Annotated in this window: 12 protein-coding genes and 1 pseudogene; 7 read left to right on the top strand and 6 right to left on the bottom strand. The window is 71.4% G+C overall.

Annotated features, from left to right (window positions below; translation table 11 throughout):
- Positions 1-28: 28 nt before the first annotated feature.
- Both ABZ656_RS35315 and ABZ656_RS35310 read right to left on the bottom strand, forming a co-directional pair.
- On the bottom strand, positions 29-568 hold the full coding sequence (locus ABZ656_RS35315) for a SigE family RNA polymerase sigma factor (protein ID WP_060898668.1): 540 nt from the start codon (positions 566-568) through the stop codon (positions 29-31).
- A 273-nt stretch (positions 569-841) separates the two neighbouring features.
- Positions 842-1762: pseudogene (locus tag ABZ656_RS35310) on the bottom strand (A/G-specific adenine glycosylase); the annotation flags it as partial.
- A 422-nt stretch (positions 1763-2184) separates the two neighbouring features.
- Here ABZ656_RS35310 and ABZ656_RS35305 point away from each other — a divergent pair.
- Entirely contained in the window at positions 2185-3021 is an 837-nt protein-coding gene (locus tag ABZ656_RS35305; RefSeq protein ID WP_360273484.1) for a hypothetical protein, read from the top strand.
- A gap of 155 nt (positions 3022-3176) precedes the next feature.
- Here the strand turns inward: ABZ656_RS35305 and disA are convergent, their stop codons facing one another.
- The gene (disA, locus tag ABZ656_RS35300; protein ID WP_054228678.1) at positions 3177-4301 is read right to left on the bottom strand and encodes a DNA integrity scanning diadenylate cyclase DisA; all 1125 of its coding nucleotides are present in this window, start codon (positions 4299-4301) and stop codon (positions 3177-3179) included.
- Between the two features lie 79 nt (positions 4302-4380).
- A complete protein-coding gene (radA, locus tag ABZ656_RS35295; RefSeq protein WP_360273481.1) occupies positions 4381-5790 on the bottom strand; it encodes a DNA repair protein RadA in 1410 nt (469 codons plus the stop codon).
- A gap of 207 nt (positions 5791-5997) precedes the next feature.
- Between radA and ABZ656_RS35290 the strand changes: the two genes are divergently transcribed.
- Complete coding sequence (locus tag ABZ656_RS35290) at positions 5998-7776, top strand: hypothetical protein (RefSeq protein WP_360273478.1); 1779 nt, start codon at positions 5998-6000, stop codon at positions 7774-7776.
- Between the two features lie 58 nt (positions 7777-7834).
- Here ABZ656_RS35290 and ABZ656_RS35285 read toward each other — a convergent pair whose 3' ends face one another.
- Positions 7835-8587 carry a hypothetical protein gene (locus ABZ656_RS35285; RefSeq protein WP_060896527.1) on the bottom strand — a complete coding sequence of 251 codons (753 nt, stop codon included), beginning with the start codon at positions 8585-8587 and terminating at the stop codon, positions 7835-7837.
- A gap of 179 nt (positions 8588-8766) precedes the next feature.
- Between ABZ656_RS35285 and ABZ656_RS35280 the strand changes: the two genes are divergently transcribed.
- From ABZ656_RS35280 to ilvD, 4 genes are all read left to right on the top strand, one after another.
- Positions 8767-9699, top strand: a complete 933-nt coding sequence (locus ABZ656_RS35280; RefSeq protein WP_101399928.1) for a Ppx/GppA phosphatase family protein — start codon at positions 8767-8769, stop codon at positions 9697-9699.
- Positions 9700-9920: 221 nt separating this feature from the next.
- Positions 9921-10745 (top strand): sugar phosphate isomerase/epimerase, encoded by an 825-nt coding sequence (locus tag ABZ656_RS35275; RefSeq protein ID WP_075032411.1) that lies wholly within the window; start codon positions 9921-9923, stop codon positions 10743-10745.
- Positions 10742-11359: a TetR family transcriptional regulator gene (locus ABZ656_RS35270; protein WP_101399929.1), complete on the top strand. Its 618-nt coding sequence runs from the start codon at positions 10742-10744 to the stop codon at positions 11357-11359. Before ABZ656_RS35275 ends, ABZ656_RS35270 begins: the two co-directional genes overlap by 4 nt.
- 237 nt (positions 11360-11596) lie before the next feature.
- The gene (ilvD, locus tag ABZ656_RS35265) at positions 11597-13450 is read left to right on the top strand and encodes a dihydroxy-acid dehydratase (RefSeq protein ID WP_101399930.1); all 1854 of its coding nucleotides are present in this window, start codon (positions 11597-11599) and stop codon (positions 13448-13450) included.
- 83 nt (positions 13451-13533) lie between these two features.
- Here the strand turns inward: ilvD and ABZ656_RS35260 are convergent, their stop codons facing one another.
- Positions 13534-15654 (bottom strand): serine/threonine-protein kinase, encoded by a 2121-nt coding sequence (locus ABZ656_RS35260; RefSeq protein WP_360273473.1) that lies wholly within the window; start codon positions 15652-15654, stop codon positions 13534-13536.
- Between the two features lie 219 nt (positions 15655-15873).
- Between ABZ656_RS35260 and ABZ656_RS35255 the strand changes: the two genes are divergently transcribed.
- Positions 15874-16170: an SH3 domain-containing protein gene (locus tag ABZ656_RS35255; protein ID WP_360273470.1), complete on the top strand. Its 297-nt coding sequence runs from the start codon at positions 15874-15876 to the stop codon at positions 16168-16170.
- The last annotated feature ends 143 nt before the right edge of the window (positions 16171-16313 follow it).

Below are 16313 nucleotides of genomic sequence, written 5' to 3'. Positions count from 1 at the left end.
GCCTTCAGGACCTGCCTGGCCCGAGTTCCTAGGCCGCGCAACGCTCCCGCTCCTCACGTTCGAGCGCGCGTGCGTCCAGGTCGCGGCTCTCCAGCTCCTCGCGGAGCCGGGCGAGCGCCCGGTGCAGCGTGCTCTTGACCGTTCCGGCCGACATGCCGAGGGCGGCGGCCGTCTCCTCCGTGGACATCTGCTCCCAGTGTCGCAGCACCACGACGCTGCGTTGCTTGGGAGCGAGAACCTTCATGATGTCCATAAGGAGCGCCCGGTCCGCGTGCTGCTCGGTCGAGTCGTCGACGCAGGCGTCCGGGAGCTGCTCGGTGGGCACCTCTTCGAGTTTCCGCGCCCGCCACCACTCGGTCCGCGTGTTGATCATCACGCGGCGCAGATAGGCGTCGGCGAGCCGCTTGTCCGCGATGCCGTCCCAGCGGCCGTACGTCCGTACGAGCGCGGTCTGCAGGAGGTCCTGGGCGTCGACGGGGTCGGGGACCAGGCGACGGGCACTGCGCAGCAGCGCGTCCTGCCGAGTGCGGACGTACTCCTCGAATTCGAGCACCTCGCCGTGCGCCATGATCAACCGCCTCCATCCCCGTGTCCGACGTGCCTGGCTCGCGCCTGCTGCCGGTTGTCCGTTTCCTGTGTCCCGCTGTCGTTCTGCTGTGTGTGCGGTACGGAAATGAAGCTACGGAGGCGTTGTCACGGGGTTGTCCGAGGCAGCCTTCGGTGAGCGCTCGGCTGTACGTCGGTTGTGTAACGGATGTATGAGGTGGGTAAGGCGGTGTGGTTACAAGTCCCGGTTGGGGTGGTTTTGAGGCTGTGACCGGTGTCCTGGGGGCGGCGACTGGGTCAAGGGCAGCCGATACAAACCACCCGGGAGCGGCTCCACGAGTCCGTCGGCGACGAGTCCGTCGAGGGCGCGGGCCCGCTGCACGGGCTCGTCCCACACGCGATCGAGTACGGACTGCGGGACCGGACCCTCGACGGCCTCCCTCAGCACGGCGAGGAGTTTGCCGCGCACCTGGCGGTCCGTGCCCGCGTACGTCTGGCCGCGCCGCGGCGGGCCGTCGTGCGCCGGCTTGCCTGCCAGCCGCCAGGCGCACTGCGCGGCGATCGGGCAGCGCTGGCAGGCCTCGTTCTTCGCCGTGCAGATCAGTGCGCCGAGCTCCATGGAGGCGGCGGCCCAGTGGGAGGCGGTGGTCTCGTTCTCGGGCAGGAGGGCACGGGCGAGCTTGCGCTCGGCGGCGGTGGTGGCGTTCGGCGGGTACTGCACGCCGCTGACGGCTCGTGCGAACACCCTTCGGACATTGGTGTCCAGCACGGCATGCCGCTGCCCGTACGCGAACGAGGCGACGGCGGCGGCCGTGTACTCCCCGATACCGGGCAGCGCGAGCAGCTGGGCGTGCTCCGTGGGTACGTCGCCGCCGTGCCGTTCCGTTATGGCGACCGCGGCGCCGTGCAGCCGGAGCGCGCGGCGGGGGTAGCCGAGCCGGCCCCAGGCGCGGACGGCTTCGCCCGGGGCCTCCTTGGCCAGGTCGGCGGGGCGGGGCCAGCGGGCGACCCACTGCTCGTACACGGGCAGGACACGGCTGACCGGGGTCTGCTGCAACATGAACTCACTGACCATCACGCCCCAGGGGCCGGCGTCGGGGCGGCGCCAGGGGAGGTCACGGGCGTGCTCGTCGAACCAAGTGATCACCGGTTCGTGCAGGGTCTTGCCGGCGGCGTCGGGCTGGGGGCTGGGTGTGGGCATGGTGGGTGCAGTCATGGCGTTTCCGATCCTGCCATGCGGGGATGGGGCTACGCGGTTTCCTCCGAGGCGCGGAGGGGTGGCTTTTCGCCGCGGCCCCACACGGGCTCCTTTGCCTGCGGGGTGGTGGGGGCTGGCCGCGCAGTTCCCCGCACCCCTGAAAGTCTGCACACCGGCCCGCATCACTCAGCCCGTCCGGCGTTTGAGGACGAGGCCGCTCAGGCCGATAACGGGGTCTGGGGGCGGAGCCCCGGGGATGATGGAGGTCCTCCCCCTGCTCGAGCGAAGCCGAGAACTCGGGGGAGGGCAGGGGCGGCGGGGGCGAAAGGCCGGTGTGGGGGCAACTCGGCCGGTGTGCCGGAATGATGATCCGGAAAAGTTGACGCTCAGGGCGGCGGGTGGGGCGAGCGCCGGCGTGGATCTCTCGTACAGTTTGCGCCGTGGGATCTATGCGCAATCCGGTCGGGCCACTTCCCTCCACGATCTACTGGCGTCGGAGGGCCGTTCTGCTGTCCCTGGTAGCGCTGTTGGCGCTGCTGATCGTCTGGGTCGTCAGCAGCGGCGGCGGAGGCGGCAAGAAGAACGCGGACGGGTCCAACGGGAAGAACCCCATGCAGACGATCACCCCGGGCCCCTCCGGTTCCGGACCCGCGATCAGCCAACACCCGGGCGGCCGCGACGAGTCCAGCCCCGGCGCGAGTACCGGCACGGCAAGCGGCGGCAGTGGCAGTGGCAGTGGCAGTGGCAGCGGCAGTGGCGGTGGCGGTAGCGGGGACGGCTCCGGCGGGACCGGCAGCGCGGGCGGTGGTGGCTCGGCAGGCGGTTCCAGCGGTGGCACCAGCTCCGGGGATCAGGTACCGGCCGGCTCCACTCTCCCCAACTGCACTGCGGGCGCCGTCAAGTTGACCCTGCGCAGCACGTACAACACGTACGCCCCCGGCGACAAGCCGTCGATCGAGCTGATCGCGAAGAACTCCTCCGCCAGTGACTGCAAGGTCGATCTCGGCCCGAAGAGCGCGGTACTGACGATCACTCAGGCCGGCGGCGACAAGAGCTTCTGGTCCTCGAACGACTGCCCCAAGGACGCCGCCAGCCTCTTCTTCCGCGTTCCGGCCGGCGACCAGGTGACCTACACGGTCGACTGGGACCGCACGGCCAGCGCCGCCCAGTGCGCGACACCCCCGGCGGGTTCCGCGACCGCGGGCACCTACCTGGTGGAGGCGAAGGCACCGGGCCTGGCGAAGGCGACGACGTCGTTCGTGCTGTCCCAGGACTGAGCGCGGGGGCGGGAGCCCTCGGAGGGGCGGCCATGGAACCCCCGAGGGCCGAGGCCGGCGGGTGGTGGTGCCCGCACGGCCCACACGCGCCCTTGGAGCGCGCCCGGCCCCGTCAAGACCGTCAGGCGTAGCGGGTCGTCAGGCGTAGCGGGTCGTCAGACGTAGCGCTCCAGGATCGACGACTCCGCCAGCCGCGACAGCCCCTCACGGACGCTGCGCGCCCGCGCCTCGCCCACCCCGTCGACCGCCTGAAGGTCGTCGACGCTCGCGGCGAGGAGTTTCTGCAGACCGCCGAAGTGCTCGACGAGGCGGTCGATGATCGCGCCGGGCAGACGCGGAACCTTGGCGAGGAGGCGGAAGCCACGCGGGGAGACCGCGGAGTCGAGCGCCTCGGGGGAGCCGGTGTAGCCCAGGGCTCTCGCCACCGTGGGCAGTTCGAGCAGCTCTGAGTGGGCCAGGGCGTTCAGGTCGGAGAGGGCCTCGTCGACCGTGCGGGAGCGCTTCGCGGTCGGCTCCGGCACGTAGTCCCGGACCACCAGCTCCCGCTCGGGCTCCACGCCCGCGATCAACTCGTCCAGCTGGAGGGCGAGCAGACGCCCGTCCGTGCCCAACTCCACCACGTACTCGGCGATCTCCGTGGCGATGCGCCGCACCATCTCCAGGCGCTGCGCCACCGCCGACACGTCCCGGACGGTGACCAGGTCCTCGATCTCCAGCGCGGAGAGCGTGCCCGCGACCTCGTCGAGACGGAGCTTGTAGCGCTCCAGGGTCGCGAGGGCCTGGTTGGCGCGGGAGAGGATCGCGGCGGAGTCCTCCAGGACGCGGCGCTGACCGTCGACGTACAGCGCGATCAGACGCATCGACTGGGAGACCGAGACGACGGGGAAGCCGACCTGCTTGCTCACCCGGTCCGCCGTGCGGTGCCGGGTGCCGGTCTCCTCCGTCGGGATCGTCGGGTCGGGTACGAGCTGGACGCCCGCCCGCAGGATCTTGGTGATGTCCTTGTCGACGACGATGCCGCCGTCGAGCTTGCACAGCTCGCGCAACCGGGTCGCCGTGAAGTCGACGTCCAGGACGAAGCCGCCCGTGCACATCGACTCGACGGTCTTGTCCCAGCCGAGCACGATGAGTCCGCCGGTGTTGCCACGGAGGATTCGCTCGAGCCCGTCGCGCAGGGCCGTGCCAGGTGCCACGGCGCTCAATGAGGCGCGCATCAGGCCATCGGCACCGGAGCTCCCACCGGACTTTCCGGGAGCTGCTGCCCGGTCGTTGGCTGCCACTGCACTCCTCGGGTCGCGGGTTTCCGGTCGCCCAAGATTCGTCCAGGGTTCGTACGGACGGGCGAGACCAGGGCAAAGTCTACCGGCGCTGCTCCTCGTCCCGTGGGGCCTCTCTGTGACGGGAGCGTGGAAGGACCCGCAGCGCGTCGCCCATGTCGGCGACTTCCAGGACCTTCATACCGGCAGGGATCTTGCCCGGATCGCTCGGAACGAGGGCGTGCGTGAAGCCCAGACGGTGCGCTTCGGCGAGCCGCCGCTGCACTCCCGTGACCCGTCTGACCTCGCCCGCGAGCCCTACTTCGCCGATTGCCACGAGGTTCTTGGGGAGCGGGGTGTCACTCGCCGCCGACGCGAGCGCGAGGGCGATGGCGAGGTCCGCGGCGGGCTCGGAGAGCTTCACGCCGCCCACCGTCGCCGAGTAGATGTCCCGCTTCCCGAGGGCGCTGATCCGGCCCCGCTGCTCCAGGACCGCCAGCATCATCGAGACCCGGGAGGTCTCCAGACCGGACGTCGTACGACGGGGGGAGGGGATCTGGGAGTCGACGGTGAGGGCCTGCACCTCGGCCACCAGCGGGCGGCGGCCCTCCAGGGTGACCGTCAGACAGGTGCCGGGGACGGGCTCGGCACGGCGGGTGAGGAAGAGGCCGGAGGGGTCCGCGAGGCCCGTGATGCCCTCGTCGTGCAGCTCGAAGCAGCCGACCTCGTCCGTCGTCCCGTACCGGTTCTTGACCCCCCGGACGAGACGCAGGCGCGCGTGGCGGTCGCCCTCGAAGCTCAGGACGACGTCCACGAGGTGTTCGAGCAGGCGGGGGCCCGCGATCGCGCCGTCCTTGGTGACATGGCCCACAAGGAGCGTGGACATGCCGCGCTCCTTGGAGGCACGGATGAGCGCCCCGGCGACCTCCCGCACCTGGGCCATGCCGCCGGGCGCCCCGTCGATCTCCGGAGAGGCGACGGTCTGGACCGAGTCCAGGATGAGGAGCGAGGGCTTCACGGCGTCCAAGTGGCCGAGCACGGCGGCCAGGTCGGTCTCCGCCGCCAGATACAGATGGTCGTCGATCGCCTTGATGCGGTCGGCGCGCAGCCGGACCTGGCCGGCCGACTCCTCACCCGTCACGTACAGCGTGCGGTGCTCGTCGCTCGCCGCCTTCGCCGCCACGTCCAGGAGGAGCGTGGACTTGCCCACACCGGGCTCGCCCGCGATCAGGACGACCGCGCCGGGCACGAGACCGCCGCCGAGGACGCGGTCCAACTCGGGCACGCCGGTGGAGCGGGCCGTGGCCTGGCGGCCGTCGACCTGCCCGATCGGCACCGCGGAGGTGGTGACGCGGCCCGGTGTCGTCGTACGGACCGCGGGCGCGCCGTACTCCTCGACCGTGCCCCACGCCTGGCACTCGGGGCAGCGGCCGAGCCACTTGGCCGTCTGCCATCCGCACTCGGTGCAGCGGTAGGACGGCCGGTCCTTCGCGGTTTTCGTACGGGCAGCCATGACGGAACCGTAGCCGAGAGGACTGACAGCACGGGCGGGCCCGCTCGGCGGGGCATCTGCCATGGCCTGCCGTTGCCGCCTGTGACGGTGTGGGCCACGGAATCGGAGGCTCCTGTCCCCTTTTGAGGGATCGTTTCACCCGTACGGATTAAATGTGCTCAAGGGGGAAGAAGGGGCCACCCTGGGGCACCTACGGTCGCACGGGTGATGAGCAGCAGTCCGGAAACCTCCACGCACACCACCGGCGCACACCGGGCGCACGGAGACGCACGTAAGCGGGTGACCGCGCCCCGTGGCGCGCACACCCGCACCCTGGCTCAGCGCCCTCCCGCGCGGTACGAGCCCTACTTGGACGGCCTTTTCACCTACTGCCTGTCCGTTCTGTGCGACCACGACGAGGCCGCCACCGCCCTCGGGGACGCCCTCGCGCTGGCCGAGCGCCGTGGCCAGCGCGGACCGGCGTCCGCGGACGACCGCAGGGCCTGGCTGTACGCCCTCGCCCGCTGGTCGTGTCTGCGCAAGCTCACCGAGGCCCGGCGCAGGCGCCAGGCGGCCCACGCCTCCGGTCGGGGTACACCCGCCAAGGGCCACAAGGCCCTCTTCAAGGGGCACAAGGAAGCCGCCGACCGAAGTGCGGCCGAGGCGCTGAGCGCCCCCGTCTCCGAGGAGGCGCAGGACCGGCGCCGGCACGAACTCGCCCTGCTGGCCTGGCCGGAGGCGGCCGGCACCACTCCCGAGCAGCGTGAGGCGCTCGAACTCGCCGTGCGCCACCAGCTCGCCGCCGCCGAGGTCGCCGCCGTCCTCGGCCTGGACCTCGTCAAGGCCCGCGAACTGCTCGCCACCGCCGCCTGCGAGGTCGAACGCACCCGCGCCGCCCTCGCCGTCGTGGAGACCGGCACCTGTCCGAGCGTCGCCCGCCTCACCGGCGACAACCAGCTCGTCCTGAGCACCACCCTGCGCCGGGAACTGGTCCGGCACGTCGACGACTGTCCGCGCTGTCGCCGTACCGCCGAGCGCGCCGCGCCCGGCGCCTGGCCCGGCACCAGCGTCACGCCCGCCGCGCTCCCCGTCCTCGAGGCCCCGCGCGCGGCCCTGCACATCGCGATGGCACACGTCCCGCGCGCGCGAGGCGCCGCTCCACGCTTCGACCGGCGCGGTTTCCCCATGGACCCCAAGGACCACGCCGCCCGCAGGGACCGCCTTCGCGCGCGTGCCGTCACGACGACCGTCGTCGCCACCGTCGTCGCCGCACCCGTTCTCGCCCTCTGGGCGGCCTACCGCGGCGCGCCCCTCACCGGCGAGGGCGCCGACGGCCGCTCGATCACCGCGAGCGAGGCGCACGGGCCCGACGGCATCACCGGCGAGGAGACGGGCGGCTACGAGAACGCCGGCAACGCCAGCGCCAGACCCGGCGCCCGTTTCGCCAAGGGGAACCGCTCGCCCGACGTCTCCGTGGAGGTCATCAGCGCGCCCAGTGCCGGAAGCGGCGCCGGCCACCTCTCGGTCCGGGCCTCGGGCAGCGGCGACACGACCCTCGTCACGCTCGCCGCCTCCGGGAACTCACCGGTCCACTGGTCCGCCGAAACGGGAGCGTCCTGGCTCTACTTCAGCCAGTCGTCGGGAACGCTGGCCCCCGGAGAAACGTTCACGATCAAGGTGTACGTCGATCATCTTCGCGAGCCGGTGGGCCCCTGGGGCGCGCGGGTGGCGATCGCACCGGCGGGAGCGGTGGTCACGATCGGGGGGTACGGAACAGCGGGTCCGTCCGCCCCGGGCAGCTCCGGCCCGACGCCCGGCCGTCCCACCCCGTCCGCCCCCGGCCCGACCCCGCCCGCCTCGGACCCGCCACCGACGCCCGGCGACCCCCAGCCGACGCCCACGGACCCCTCGTCCCCGCCACCTTCGTCGGACCCGTCGGACCCGTCGGGTCCGGGCGGTTCGACGCAGCCGCCCAGCGACAGCTCCGCCCCGACCCCGTCCTCGTGAAGCTCGCGGGGCGGGAAGCCGGGCGGGAAGGGGCGGGAAGACGATGGACCGGAGGGTCTCAGGCGACCGGATCCGCGGGATGCGGCGCCAGCAACGGCAGCTGCGAGGCCAGCCGCTCCTCGCAGAGCTCGACCAGCCGGTCGTACCCCGCCTTGCCCATCAGCTCGATCAGTTCCGGGCGGTACGAGACGTACACCGGGTCGCCCGCGCCGTGTGCCGAGGTCGCCGACGTGCACCACCAGTGCAGGTCGTGGCCGCCCGGACCCCAGCCCCGGCGGTCGTACTCGCCGATGGAGACCTGGAGCACGCGCGTGTCGTCGGGCCGGTCGATCCACTCGTACGTCCGGCGCACGGGCAGCTGCCAGCAGACGTCCGGCTTGGTCTCCAGGGGCTCGCGCCCCTCCTTGATCGCCAGGATGTGCAGCGAGCAGCCCGCGCCGCCGGCGAAGCCGGGCCGGTTCTGGAAGATGCACGAGCCCTGGTAGGGGCGGGTCTGGCGGTCGCCGTCCTCGTCCTCGGAGACCCAGCCGGTCTTCAGCCCCACGTCATGGTGCTGCCAGATGTCCGGCGTGAGCCGTGCCACGTGCCCGGCCACCCGCTTCTCGTCGTCCTCGTCGGAGAAGTGGGCCCCGAGCGTGCAGCAGCCGTCGTCGGCGCGACCGGCCTGGATGCCCTGACAGCCGCTTCCGAAGATGCAGTTCCAGCGAGAGGTCAGCCATGTCAGATCGCACCGGAAGACCTGCTCGTCGTCGGCGGGATCCGGAAACTCCACCCATGCCCGAGCGAAGTCGAGCCCCTTCTCGTCGGACACGGTGGCCTTCTTCGGGGACTTCGTCGGGGACTTCTTGGACGCGGAGGCCTTCGCCTGCGAAGAACCCTTGGCCGATTTGTCGGGCTTCGCCTTTTTCGTCTTTGGCACCCGTCCAGGGTAAGTCGCTTCAGCCCGCTCCGGGGACGGTCGACCGCCGTACTCGCAGTAGCGTTCCGTACATGAGACTCGGTGTCCTCGACGTGGGTTCGAACACGGTGCACCTGCTGGTGGTGGATGCACACCCCGGCGCGCGCCCGCTGCCCGCGCACTCGCACAAGGCCGAATTGCGGCTTGCCCAACTGCTCGACGAGAGCGGGGCGATCGGCCTCGACGGCGTCGAAAAACTGATCGCGACCGTCCGGGACGCCCTTGAGGCCGCCGAGGACAAGGGCGTCGAGGCCCTGCTGCCGTTCGCGACCTCCGCCGTGCGCGAGGCCAGCAACGCCGACGACGTACTGGCCCGGGTGCAGGCCGAGACCGGTGTCGAGCTCCAGGTCCTGACCGGGGCGGAAGAGGCCCGGCTGACCTTCCTGGCGGCCCGCCGCTGGTTCGGCTGGTCGGCGGGGAAGCTGCTGGTCCTCGACATCGGCGGCGGCTCGCTGGAGATCGCGTACGGCATGGACGAGGAGCCGGACGCGGCGGCGTCGCTGCCACTCGGCGCCGGACGGCTGACCGCGGGCTGGCTGCCCACCGATCCCGCGGACCCGGCGGACGTCAAGGCCCTGCGCCGCCACGTCCGGACCGAGATCGCCCGTACCGTCGGCGAATTCAGCCGCTTCGGCGCCCCCGACCACGTGGTCGCCACCTCCAAGACCTTCAAGCAGCTCGCCCGCCTGGCCGGCGCCGCCCGCTCCACGGACGGCCTCTACGTCCAGCGCGAACTCAAGCGCCGCTCCCTGGAGGACTGGGTCCCCCGGCTGGCCTCCATGACCGCCGACGAACGCGCCGAACTCCCCGGCGTCTCCCCCGGCCGCTCCGGCCAACTCCTCGCCGGCGCCCTCGTCGCCGAGGGCGCCATGGACCTCTTCGCCGTGGAAACCCTGGAAATCTGCCCCTGGGCCCTACGAGAGGGCGTCATCCTCCGCCGCCTGGACCAGATGGCATCAGAGTGACCGAGTAACCGATGTCACGCTCCCCGCGCCCCACCCGGGGCGCGGGGAACCGCGCGCCCAGCCACAAACCACCCGCACCCGCCCACGGCGAACCCCGCGACGGCGCTAGAGCGCCCCACCCAGTGCCCCACCCAGCGCCCCACTCAGCGCCATCCAACGCCGACTCCCCAGCCAGCCCCCACCGCCCCCCGCCCAACCGCCGGAGGCTTACGCTGTCCCTCGTGGCAGAACCAGTCGTGCGCATCCCGGATGCGAAGGTCGCGCTGTCCACGGCGTCCGTGTATCCGGAGTCGACGGCGACGGCCTTCGAGATCGCCGCGCGCCTCGGTTACGACGGCGTAGAGGTGATGGTCTGGACCGACCCGGTCAGCCAGGACATCGAAGCCCTCCGCCGCCTCAGCGACTACCACCAGATCCCGATCCTCGCCGTTCACGCCCCCTGCCTGCTGATCACCCAGCGCGTCTGGTCCACCGACCCCTGGGTCAAGCTCCAGCGCGCCCAGGCGGCGGCGGAGAAGCTGGGCGCGTCGACGGTCGTCGTACACCCCCCTTTCCGCTGGCAGCGCCAGTACGCGCGCGACTTCGTCACGGGGATGTGGCGCATGGCGAACGAGACGGACGTACGGTTCGCCGTCGAAAACATGTACCCCTGGCGCTACCGCGACCGCGAGATGCTCGCGTACGCCCCCGACTGGGACGTGACGAAGGACGACTACCGCCACTTCACCATCGACCTCAGCCACACCTCGACGGCCCGCAGCGACGCCCTGCAGATGATCGACCGCATGGGCGACCGCCTCGGCCACGTCCACCTCGCCGACGGCAACGGCTCCAACAAGGACGAGCACCTGGTCCCGGGCCGCGGCACCCAGCCCTGCGCAGAACTGCTGGAGCGCCTCGCGCTCTCCGGCTTCGACGGCCACGTCGTCATCGAGGTCAACACCCGCCGTGCCATGTCCAGCGCCGAACGCGAGGCGGACCTGGCGGAGGCGCTGGCCTTCACCCGCCTGCACCTGGCCTCCGCGGTGAAGGTGCCCCGCCGGTGACGGACGCCACCGCCCCCCGTCGTAGGGGACGGCCTTCCCGTACGGAGACGGAGGCGGCCCCCGCCACCCGCGACCGCATCCTGGACGCCGCCCGCGAGGAGTTCTCCGAGCGCGGCTACGAGAAGACGTCGGTGCGCGGCATCGCCAAGGCCGCCGGGGTGGACTCCGCCCTCGTGCACCACTACTTCGGCACCAAGGAGCAGGTCTTCGAGGCGGCCATCGAGGTCGCGTTCGCGCCCGCCCTGGCCGCGCCCACCGCGGTCGAGGACGGCCCCCTCGACACGGTCGGCGAGCGCCTGACCCGCTTCCTCCTCGGTATCTGGGAGAACCCCACCACTCGGACCCCGCTGCTCGCCATCGTCCGTTCCGCCGTGAACAACGAGACCGCGGCCGCCGTCTTCCGCCGCCTGGTCGCCGCCCAGCTGCTGCGCCGCATCGCGGGCCGCCTCGACCTCCCCGACCCGGAACTGCGCGCCGAACTGGCGGCGGCCCAGCTGGTGGGGGTGGCGATGCTCCGCTACGTCATCAAGGTCGAGCCGCTGGCCTCGGCGGACGTGGAACGCATCGTCGAGCGGGTGGCCCCGGTGGTACAGGGCCACTTGACAGCCCCGTGAGCCGAGCGCCCCTCAGGAGCGCGGGGCTGTGGCATGGTGCGGCTCCGCCGCGTGGCGCGACCAGCTCAAGACGACCTGCACCCACCACTGAGAACAGCCCCCACGGCGCCCCTCGACAACAACCACCCGCAGCCGCCCCCCGAGACGCGCATCCCGCATTCCGGACGCCCCGTCCGAATCCTGGCGCACCGGCGTAGGCTCGACCTCAGTCATTACTCTCCGAAGGAGCGAGCGACGATGCCCGAGCTGAGGTCCCGCACAGTCACCCACGGCCGCAATATGGCGGGCGCACGCGCCCTTATGCGCGCCTCCGGTGTACCGGGCGCGGACATCGGACGGAAGCCGATCATCGCGGTCGCCAACTCCTTCACGGAGTTCGTGCCGGGCCACACCCATCTCCAGCCCGTCGGCCGCATCGTCAGCGAGGCGATCACCGCGGCCGGGGGCATCGCGCGCGAGTTCAACACGATCGCGGTCGACGACGGCATCGCGATGGGCCACGGCGGCATGCTCTACTCCCTGCCCTCCCGCGACCTGATCGCGGACTCGGTCGAGTACATGGTGGAAGCCCACTGCGCCGACGCCCTGATCTGCATCTCGAACTGCGACAAGATCACCCCCGGCATGCTCATGGCGGCCCTGCGCCTGAACATCCCGACGGTCTTCGTCTCCGGCGGCCCCATGGAGTCCGGCCGCGCCACCCTGGTCGACGGCACGGTCCGTACGCTCGACCTGGTCGACGCGATCTCCGACGCGGTGAACGACAAGATCTCGGACGAGGACATCCTCCGTATCGAGGAGAACGCCTGTCCGACCTGTGGCTCCTGTTCCGGCATGTTCACCGCCAACTCGATGAACTGCCTGACCGAGGCCATCGGCCTGTCCCTCCCGGGCAACGGCTCGGTGCTCGCCACCCACACGGCCCGCAAGGGTCTGTACGAGGACGCGGCCCGCACGGTGGTCGAGATCACGCACCGCTATTACGACCAGGACGACGAGTCGGTCCTGCCCCGCAACATCGCCACGCACGCCGCGTTCGAGAACGCCATGGCACTCGACATCGCCATGGGCGGCTCCACCAACACGATCCTGCACCTGCTGGCCGCCGCCCAGGAGGCGGGCGTCCCCTTCGGCCTGGACGAGATCAACGAGGTCTCGCGCCGCGTGCCGTGCCTCGCCAAGGTCGCCCCGAACGTCGCCAAGGACCGCACGTACTACATGGAGGACGTGCACCGGGCAGGCGGCATCCCCGCCCTGCTGGGCGAACTGCACCGCGCGGGCCTCCTGAACGAGGACGTCCACTCGGTCCACAGCCCGTCCCTCTCCGACTGGCTGAAGACCTGGGACGTGCGCGCCGGCTCCCCGTCCCCCGAGGCGATCGAACTGTGGCACGCGGCCCCCGGCTGCGTCCGCTCCTCCGAGGCCTTCTCCCAGTCCGAGCGCTGGGAAGCCCTCGACGAGGACGCCGAGAACGGCTGCATCCGCTCCGCCGAGCACGCCTACTCCAAGGACGGCGGCCTGGCGGTCCTCAAGGGCAACCTGGCGGTCGACGGCTGCGTCGTGAAGACGGCGGGCGTCGACGAGTCCATCTGGACCTTCGAGGGCCCCGCGGTCGTCTGCGAGTCGCAGGAAGAGGCCGTCGACAAGATCCTCCGCAAGGAGATCACGCACGGCGACGTCGTCGTCATCCGCTACGAGGGCCCCAAGGGCGGCCCCGGCATGCAGGAGATGCTCTACCCGACGTCCTTCCTCAAGGGCCGCGGCCTCGGCAAGACCTGCGCCCTGATCACCGACGGCCGCTTCTCCGGCGGCACCTCGGGCCTGTCCATCGGCCACGCCTCCCCCGAGGCGGCCTCCGGCGGCACCATCGCCCTGGTCCAGGACGGCGACCGCATCCACATCGACATCCCGAACCGCTCGATCCAACTCCTGGTCTCCGACGAGGAACTCGCCACCCGCCGCGACGCCCTCAACGGCGTATACGCCCCCGCAAACCGCGACCGCAAGGTCTCCGCCGCCCTCCGCGCCTACGCCGCGATGGCGACGAGCGCGGACAAGGGCGCCGTACGAGACGTTTCCAAACTGGGCTGACCAGACCCCGGAAACTCATGAAGGGGCCGCTTCTTCGGAAGCGGCCCCTCTGCTCTGCCCCCTCGTTGTTCTGCCCCTTTGGCTCACCAGGCCGCCGGATCGTCCCCCGCCACGCCGAACACGGTCCCGTCGGGCGTGCTCGTGTAGACGTGGCCATCGGCGATCATCGGCTTCTGCAGTCCGGCCGCGACCCGGTCCGACTGCGTTCCGAGTCTTGTCCGGGTCTGGCCGACGAGCTTGCCCCGGACGGCGTCCACGGCGAGCAGCCGCCCGTCGGCCGCGGTGAAGTACACGTGCTTGGCGCCGGCGGCCGGTGCCGAGCCCCGGCTCACGGAGGTCTCGAGGCGCCAGAGCTGCTTCCGGGCGTCCATGTCGACGGCCACCAGCGCGCCGAGGGTGCTCATCATGTAGACGGTGCTCCCGCGGACGGTGGTCTGAGCCTGCGGCAGCGCCACATCGAGCCTCACCCGGTGCGACGTCCTGCTCTTCGGGTCGTACTGGACCAGGGCGACGGTCTGGGTGCTCTTGTCGACCGACGTGAAGAACACGGTGCCCCGCCATGCGCCGACCGGATACAGCGTCCCCTTGAGACCGGTGTTCCACCGCACGTCGCCGGTCTCCGGGTCCACCGCGGTCACCTGCGTACGCGTTCCGTCGTCCGTCGTGCTCGTGGCGTAGGCGAGTTCGTCCCCGGCAAACGCGGCAACGTTCGGCGCGGTCTGTTCCGGCAGCCGACGGCTCCAACGGCGCTCACCCGTGGCGCCGTCCACCCCGCTGACCGTCCCGTCGGCACGGGTGAGGAGCACCAAGCCCCCCACACGCTGCCATCGGCCGTACGCCGTAAGGTCCATCTTCCAGCGCACCTTGCCCGAGGCAGGATCGAGTGCCTCCAGGAGCCGACCGGCGTGAGTCACGGCATGCACCAGGCCGCCCGAAATCGCGGGTGCCTCGTCCGGGAGGCTCTGCTCGGTCGAGGCGTGACGCCACAGCACCCTGCCGTCGACCGGGTCGAGGGCGGAGACCAGCCCCGGCTGGGCACAGAACAACTTTCCGCCGCCGTACGAGCATTGGGGCGCCCCGTCGGCTCGGGCTACGGGCTTGGTGTCCCACCCGCTGAACGCGGCCGGTGCGGACCGCTGCTGATGGTCCGGCGGAGCGGTGCCGGTGCCGTCCTGCCCGAGCAGCCGGGTCGTGGCCAGCGTCCCGCCCGCGACAAGGACGAGAGCGCCGACGGCAAGGGCGACGCGCCTGAGGGCTCGGCCTTTGGACCGTGGCGCGGGCGGCGGGGACTGCGCGTCGGCGGGAGCGGCCGGGGCGGCCGGGGCGTCGGCCTGGTTGGTGCGCTGAGCCGGAATGAACGCCTGCGTGTCGTACGAAGCCGCCAACGAGCGCAGCTCCCGCATCAGCTCGTCGGGCGTCGGCCGGTCCTCGGGCTCTTTGGCGAGGCAGCGGGTGATGAGCGGTGCGAGGTTGCCGGGCACGTCGGTCAGGTCCGGCTCGTCGTGGACGACTTGGTAGGCGACGACGTAGGGGCTGTCGGAGTCGAAGGGGCCACGGCCCGTCGCCGCGTGCACCATCACCGAGCCCAGGGCGAAGATGTCGGCGGCCGGTCCCACCTCCCGCGGACGGCGGAACTGCTCGGGTGCCATGAACGGCGGCGTTCCGATCAATTTGCCCGTCTCGGTACGCAGTTCACTGTCCGACGGCCGTGAAATACCGAAGTCGATGACCTTCGGGCCGTCCTCGGCGAGCAGGACGTTGCTGGGCTTGAGATCCCGGTGTACGACGCCCACCCGATGGATGTCGCGCAGCGCCTCGGCCAACCCGGCCATCAGCCGCCGCAGCTGGGAGGCGGGCATGGGTCCGTTCCGTTTCACCTGCTCGGCGAGGGTCGGGCCCGGTATGAACAGGGTGGCCATCCAGGGGCGCTCGGCCTCCGGGTCGGCGTCGACCACGGGGGCGGTGAACGCACCGCTCACCCGCCGCGCCGCGGCGATCTCCTGCCGGAAACGCCCCCTGAACTCGGGATCCATGGCAAACGCGGCATGCACGACCTTCACCGCGAGCCGCAGCCCCGAGCCGCTGCGGGCCAGATGGACCACGCCCATGCCACCGGATCCGAGGCGCTCGTCAAGGCGGTACTGCCCCGCGTACTCGGGAAGTTCCGCTTCCGGATCCGCTCCGGAGTTCCGCTGTGGCGCCATGGACCCACCCCCGTGCTGTTCGTCCGCACGCGCGACGCACGGAGCCTAGTCGATTCTTCGTACGAGACCGAGGCGGCTTGCTAGCCTCCGCGTGCGACAGGCGTACACATGTGCACTGCCTGAATCCATCGGTCCACCGATCCATCAGCTCGATCTGCTGGATCTGGTCCATCTGATTCAACGGGGGAGGCCTCAATGGCTGTTGAGCGAATTGAAAACATGGAAAGCAATGATGACGAAGCGGTCGCGATGACGGCGACCGCAGCGCAAGTCACCTACCCCATCGCACCCGGCTACGCGGTGAACGTCCGCAGCGGCCCCGGCACCAGCTACCGCATCGTGCGGGTGCTGCCCGAGGGCTCACGCGTGTCGATCTCCTGCCAGCGCCCGGGTGACTCCGTGAGCGGCCCGTACGGCACCACCAACATCTGGGACAACATCGCCAACGGTGAGTACATCTCCGACGCCTATGTGAAGACGGGCAGCGACGGCTACGTCGCGCCGCGCTGCGCCTGACCGAGCCAGGCCTGGGCCCGAACGAGGTCAGGGGCCCGAACGAGGCCTGGGGCCCGAACGAGGCCTGGGGCCCGAACGAGGCCTGGGGCCCGAACGAGGCCTGGGGCCCGAACGAGGCCTGGGGCCCGAACGAGGCCTGGGGC

It is taken from the genome of Streptomyces sp. NPDC007095 (assembly GCF_040634475.1).
Classification (GTDB): Bacteria; Actinomycetota; Actinomycetes; order Streptomycetales; family Streptomycetaceae; genus Streptomyces.
Note: the sequence above shows the minus strand (reverse complement) of the source record. Positions and strands in the feature narration are given on the sequence as shown.

Coding starts and splice junctions, on each gene's coding strand:
- ABZ656_RS35315 (WP_060898668.1), bottom strand. CDS start 568: ATGGCGCACGGCGAGGTGCTCGAATTCGAGGAGTACGTCCGCACTCGG.
- radA (WP_360273481.1), bottom strand. CDS start 5,790: ATGGCTGCCCGTACGAAAACCGCGAAGGACCGGCCGTCCTACCGCTGC.
- ABZ656_RS35290 (WP_360273478.1), top strand. CDS start 5,998: ATGAGCAGCAGTCCGGAAACCTCCACGCACACCACCGGCGCACACCGG.
- ABZ656_RS35280 (WP_101399928.1), top strand. CDS start 8,767: ATGAGACTCGGTGTCCTCGACGTGGGTTCGAACACGGTGCACCTGCTG.
- ilvD (WP_101399930.1), top strand. CDS start 11,597: ATGCCCGAGCTGAGGTCCCGCACAGTCACCCACGGCCGCAATATGGCG.
- ABZ656_RS35260 (WP_360273473.1), bottom strand. CDS start 15,654: ATGGCGCCACAGCGGAACTCCGGAGCGGATCCGGAAGCGGAACTTCCC.
- ABZ656_RS35255 (WP_360273470.1), top strand. CDS start 15,874: ATGGAAAGCAATGATGACGAAGCGGTCGCGATGACGGCGACCGCAGCG.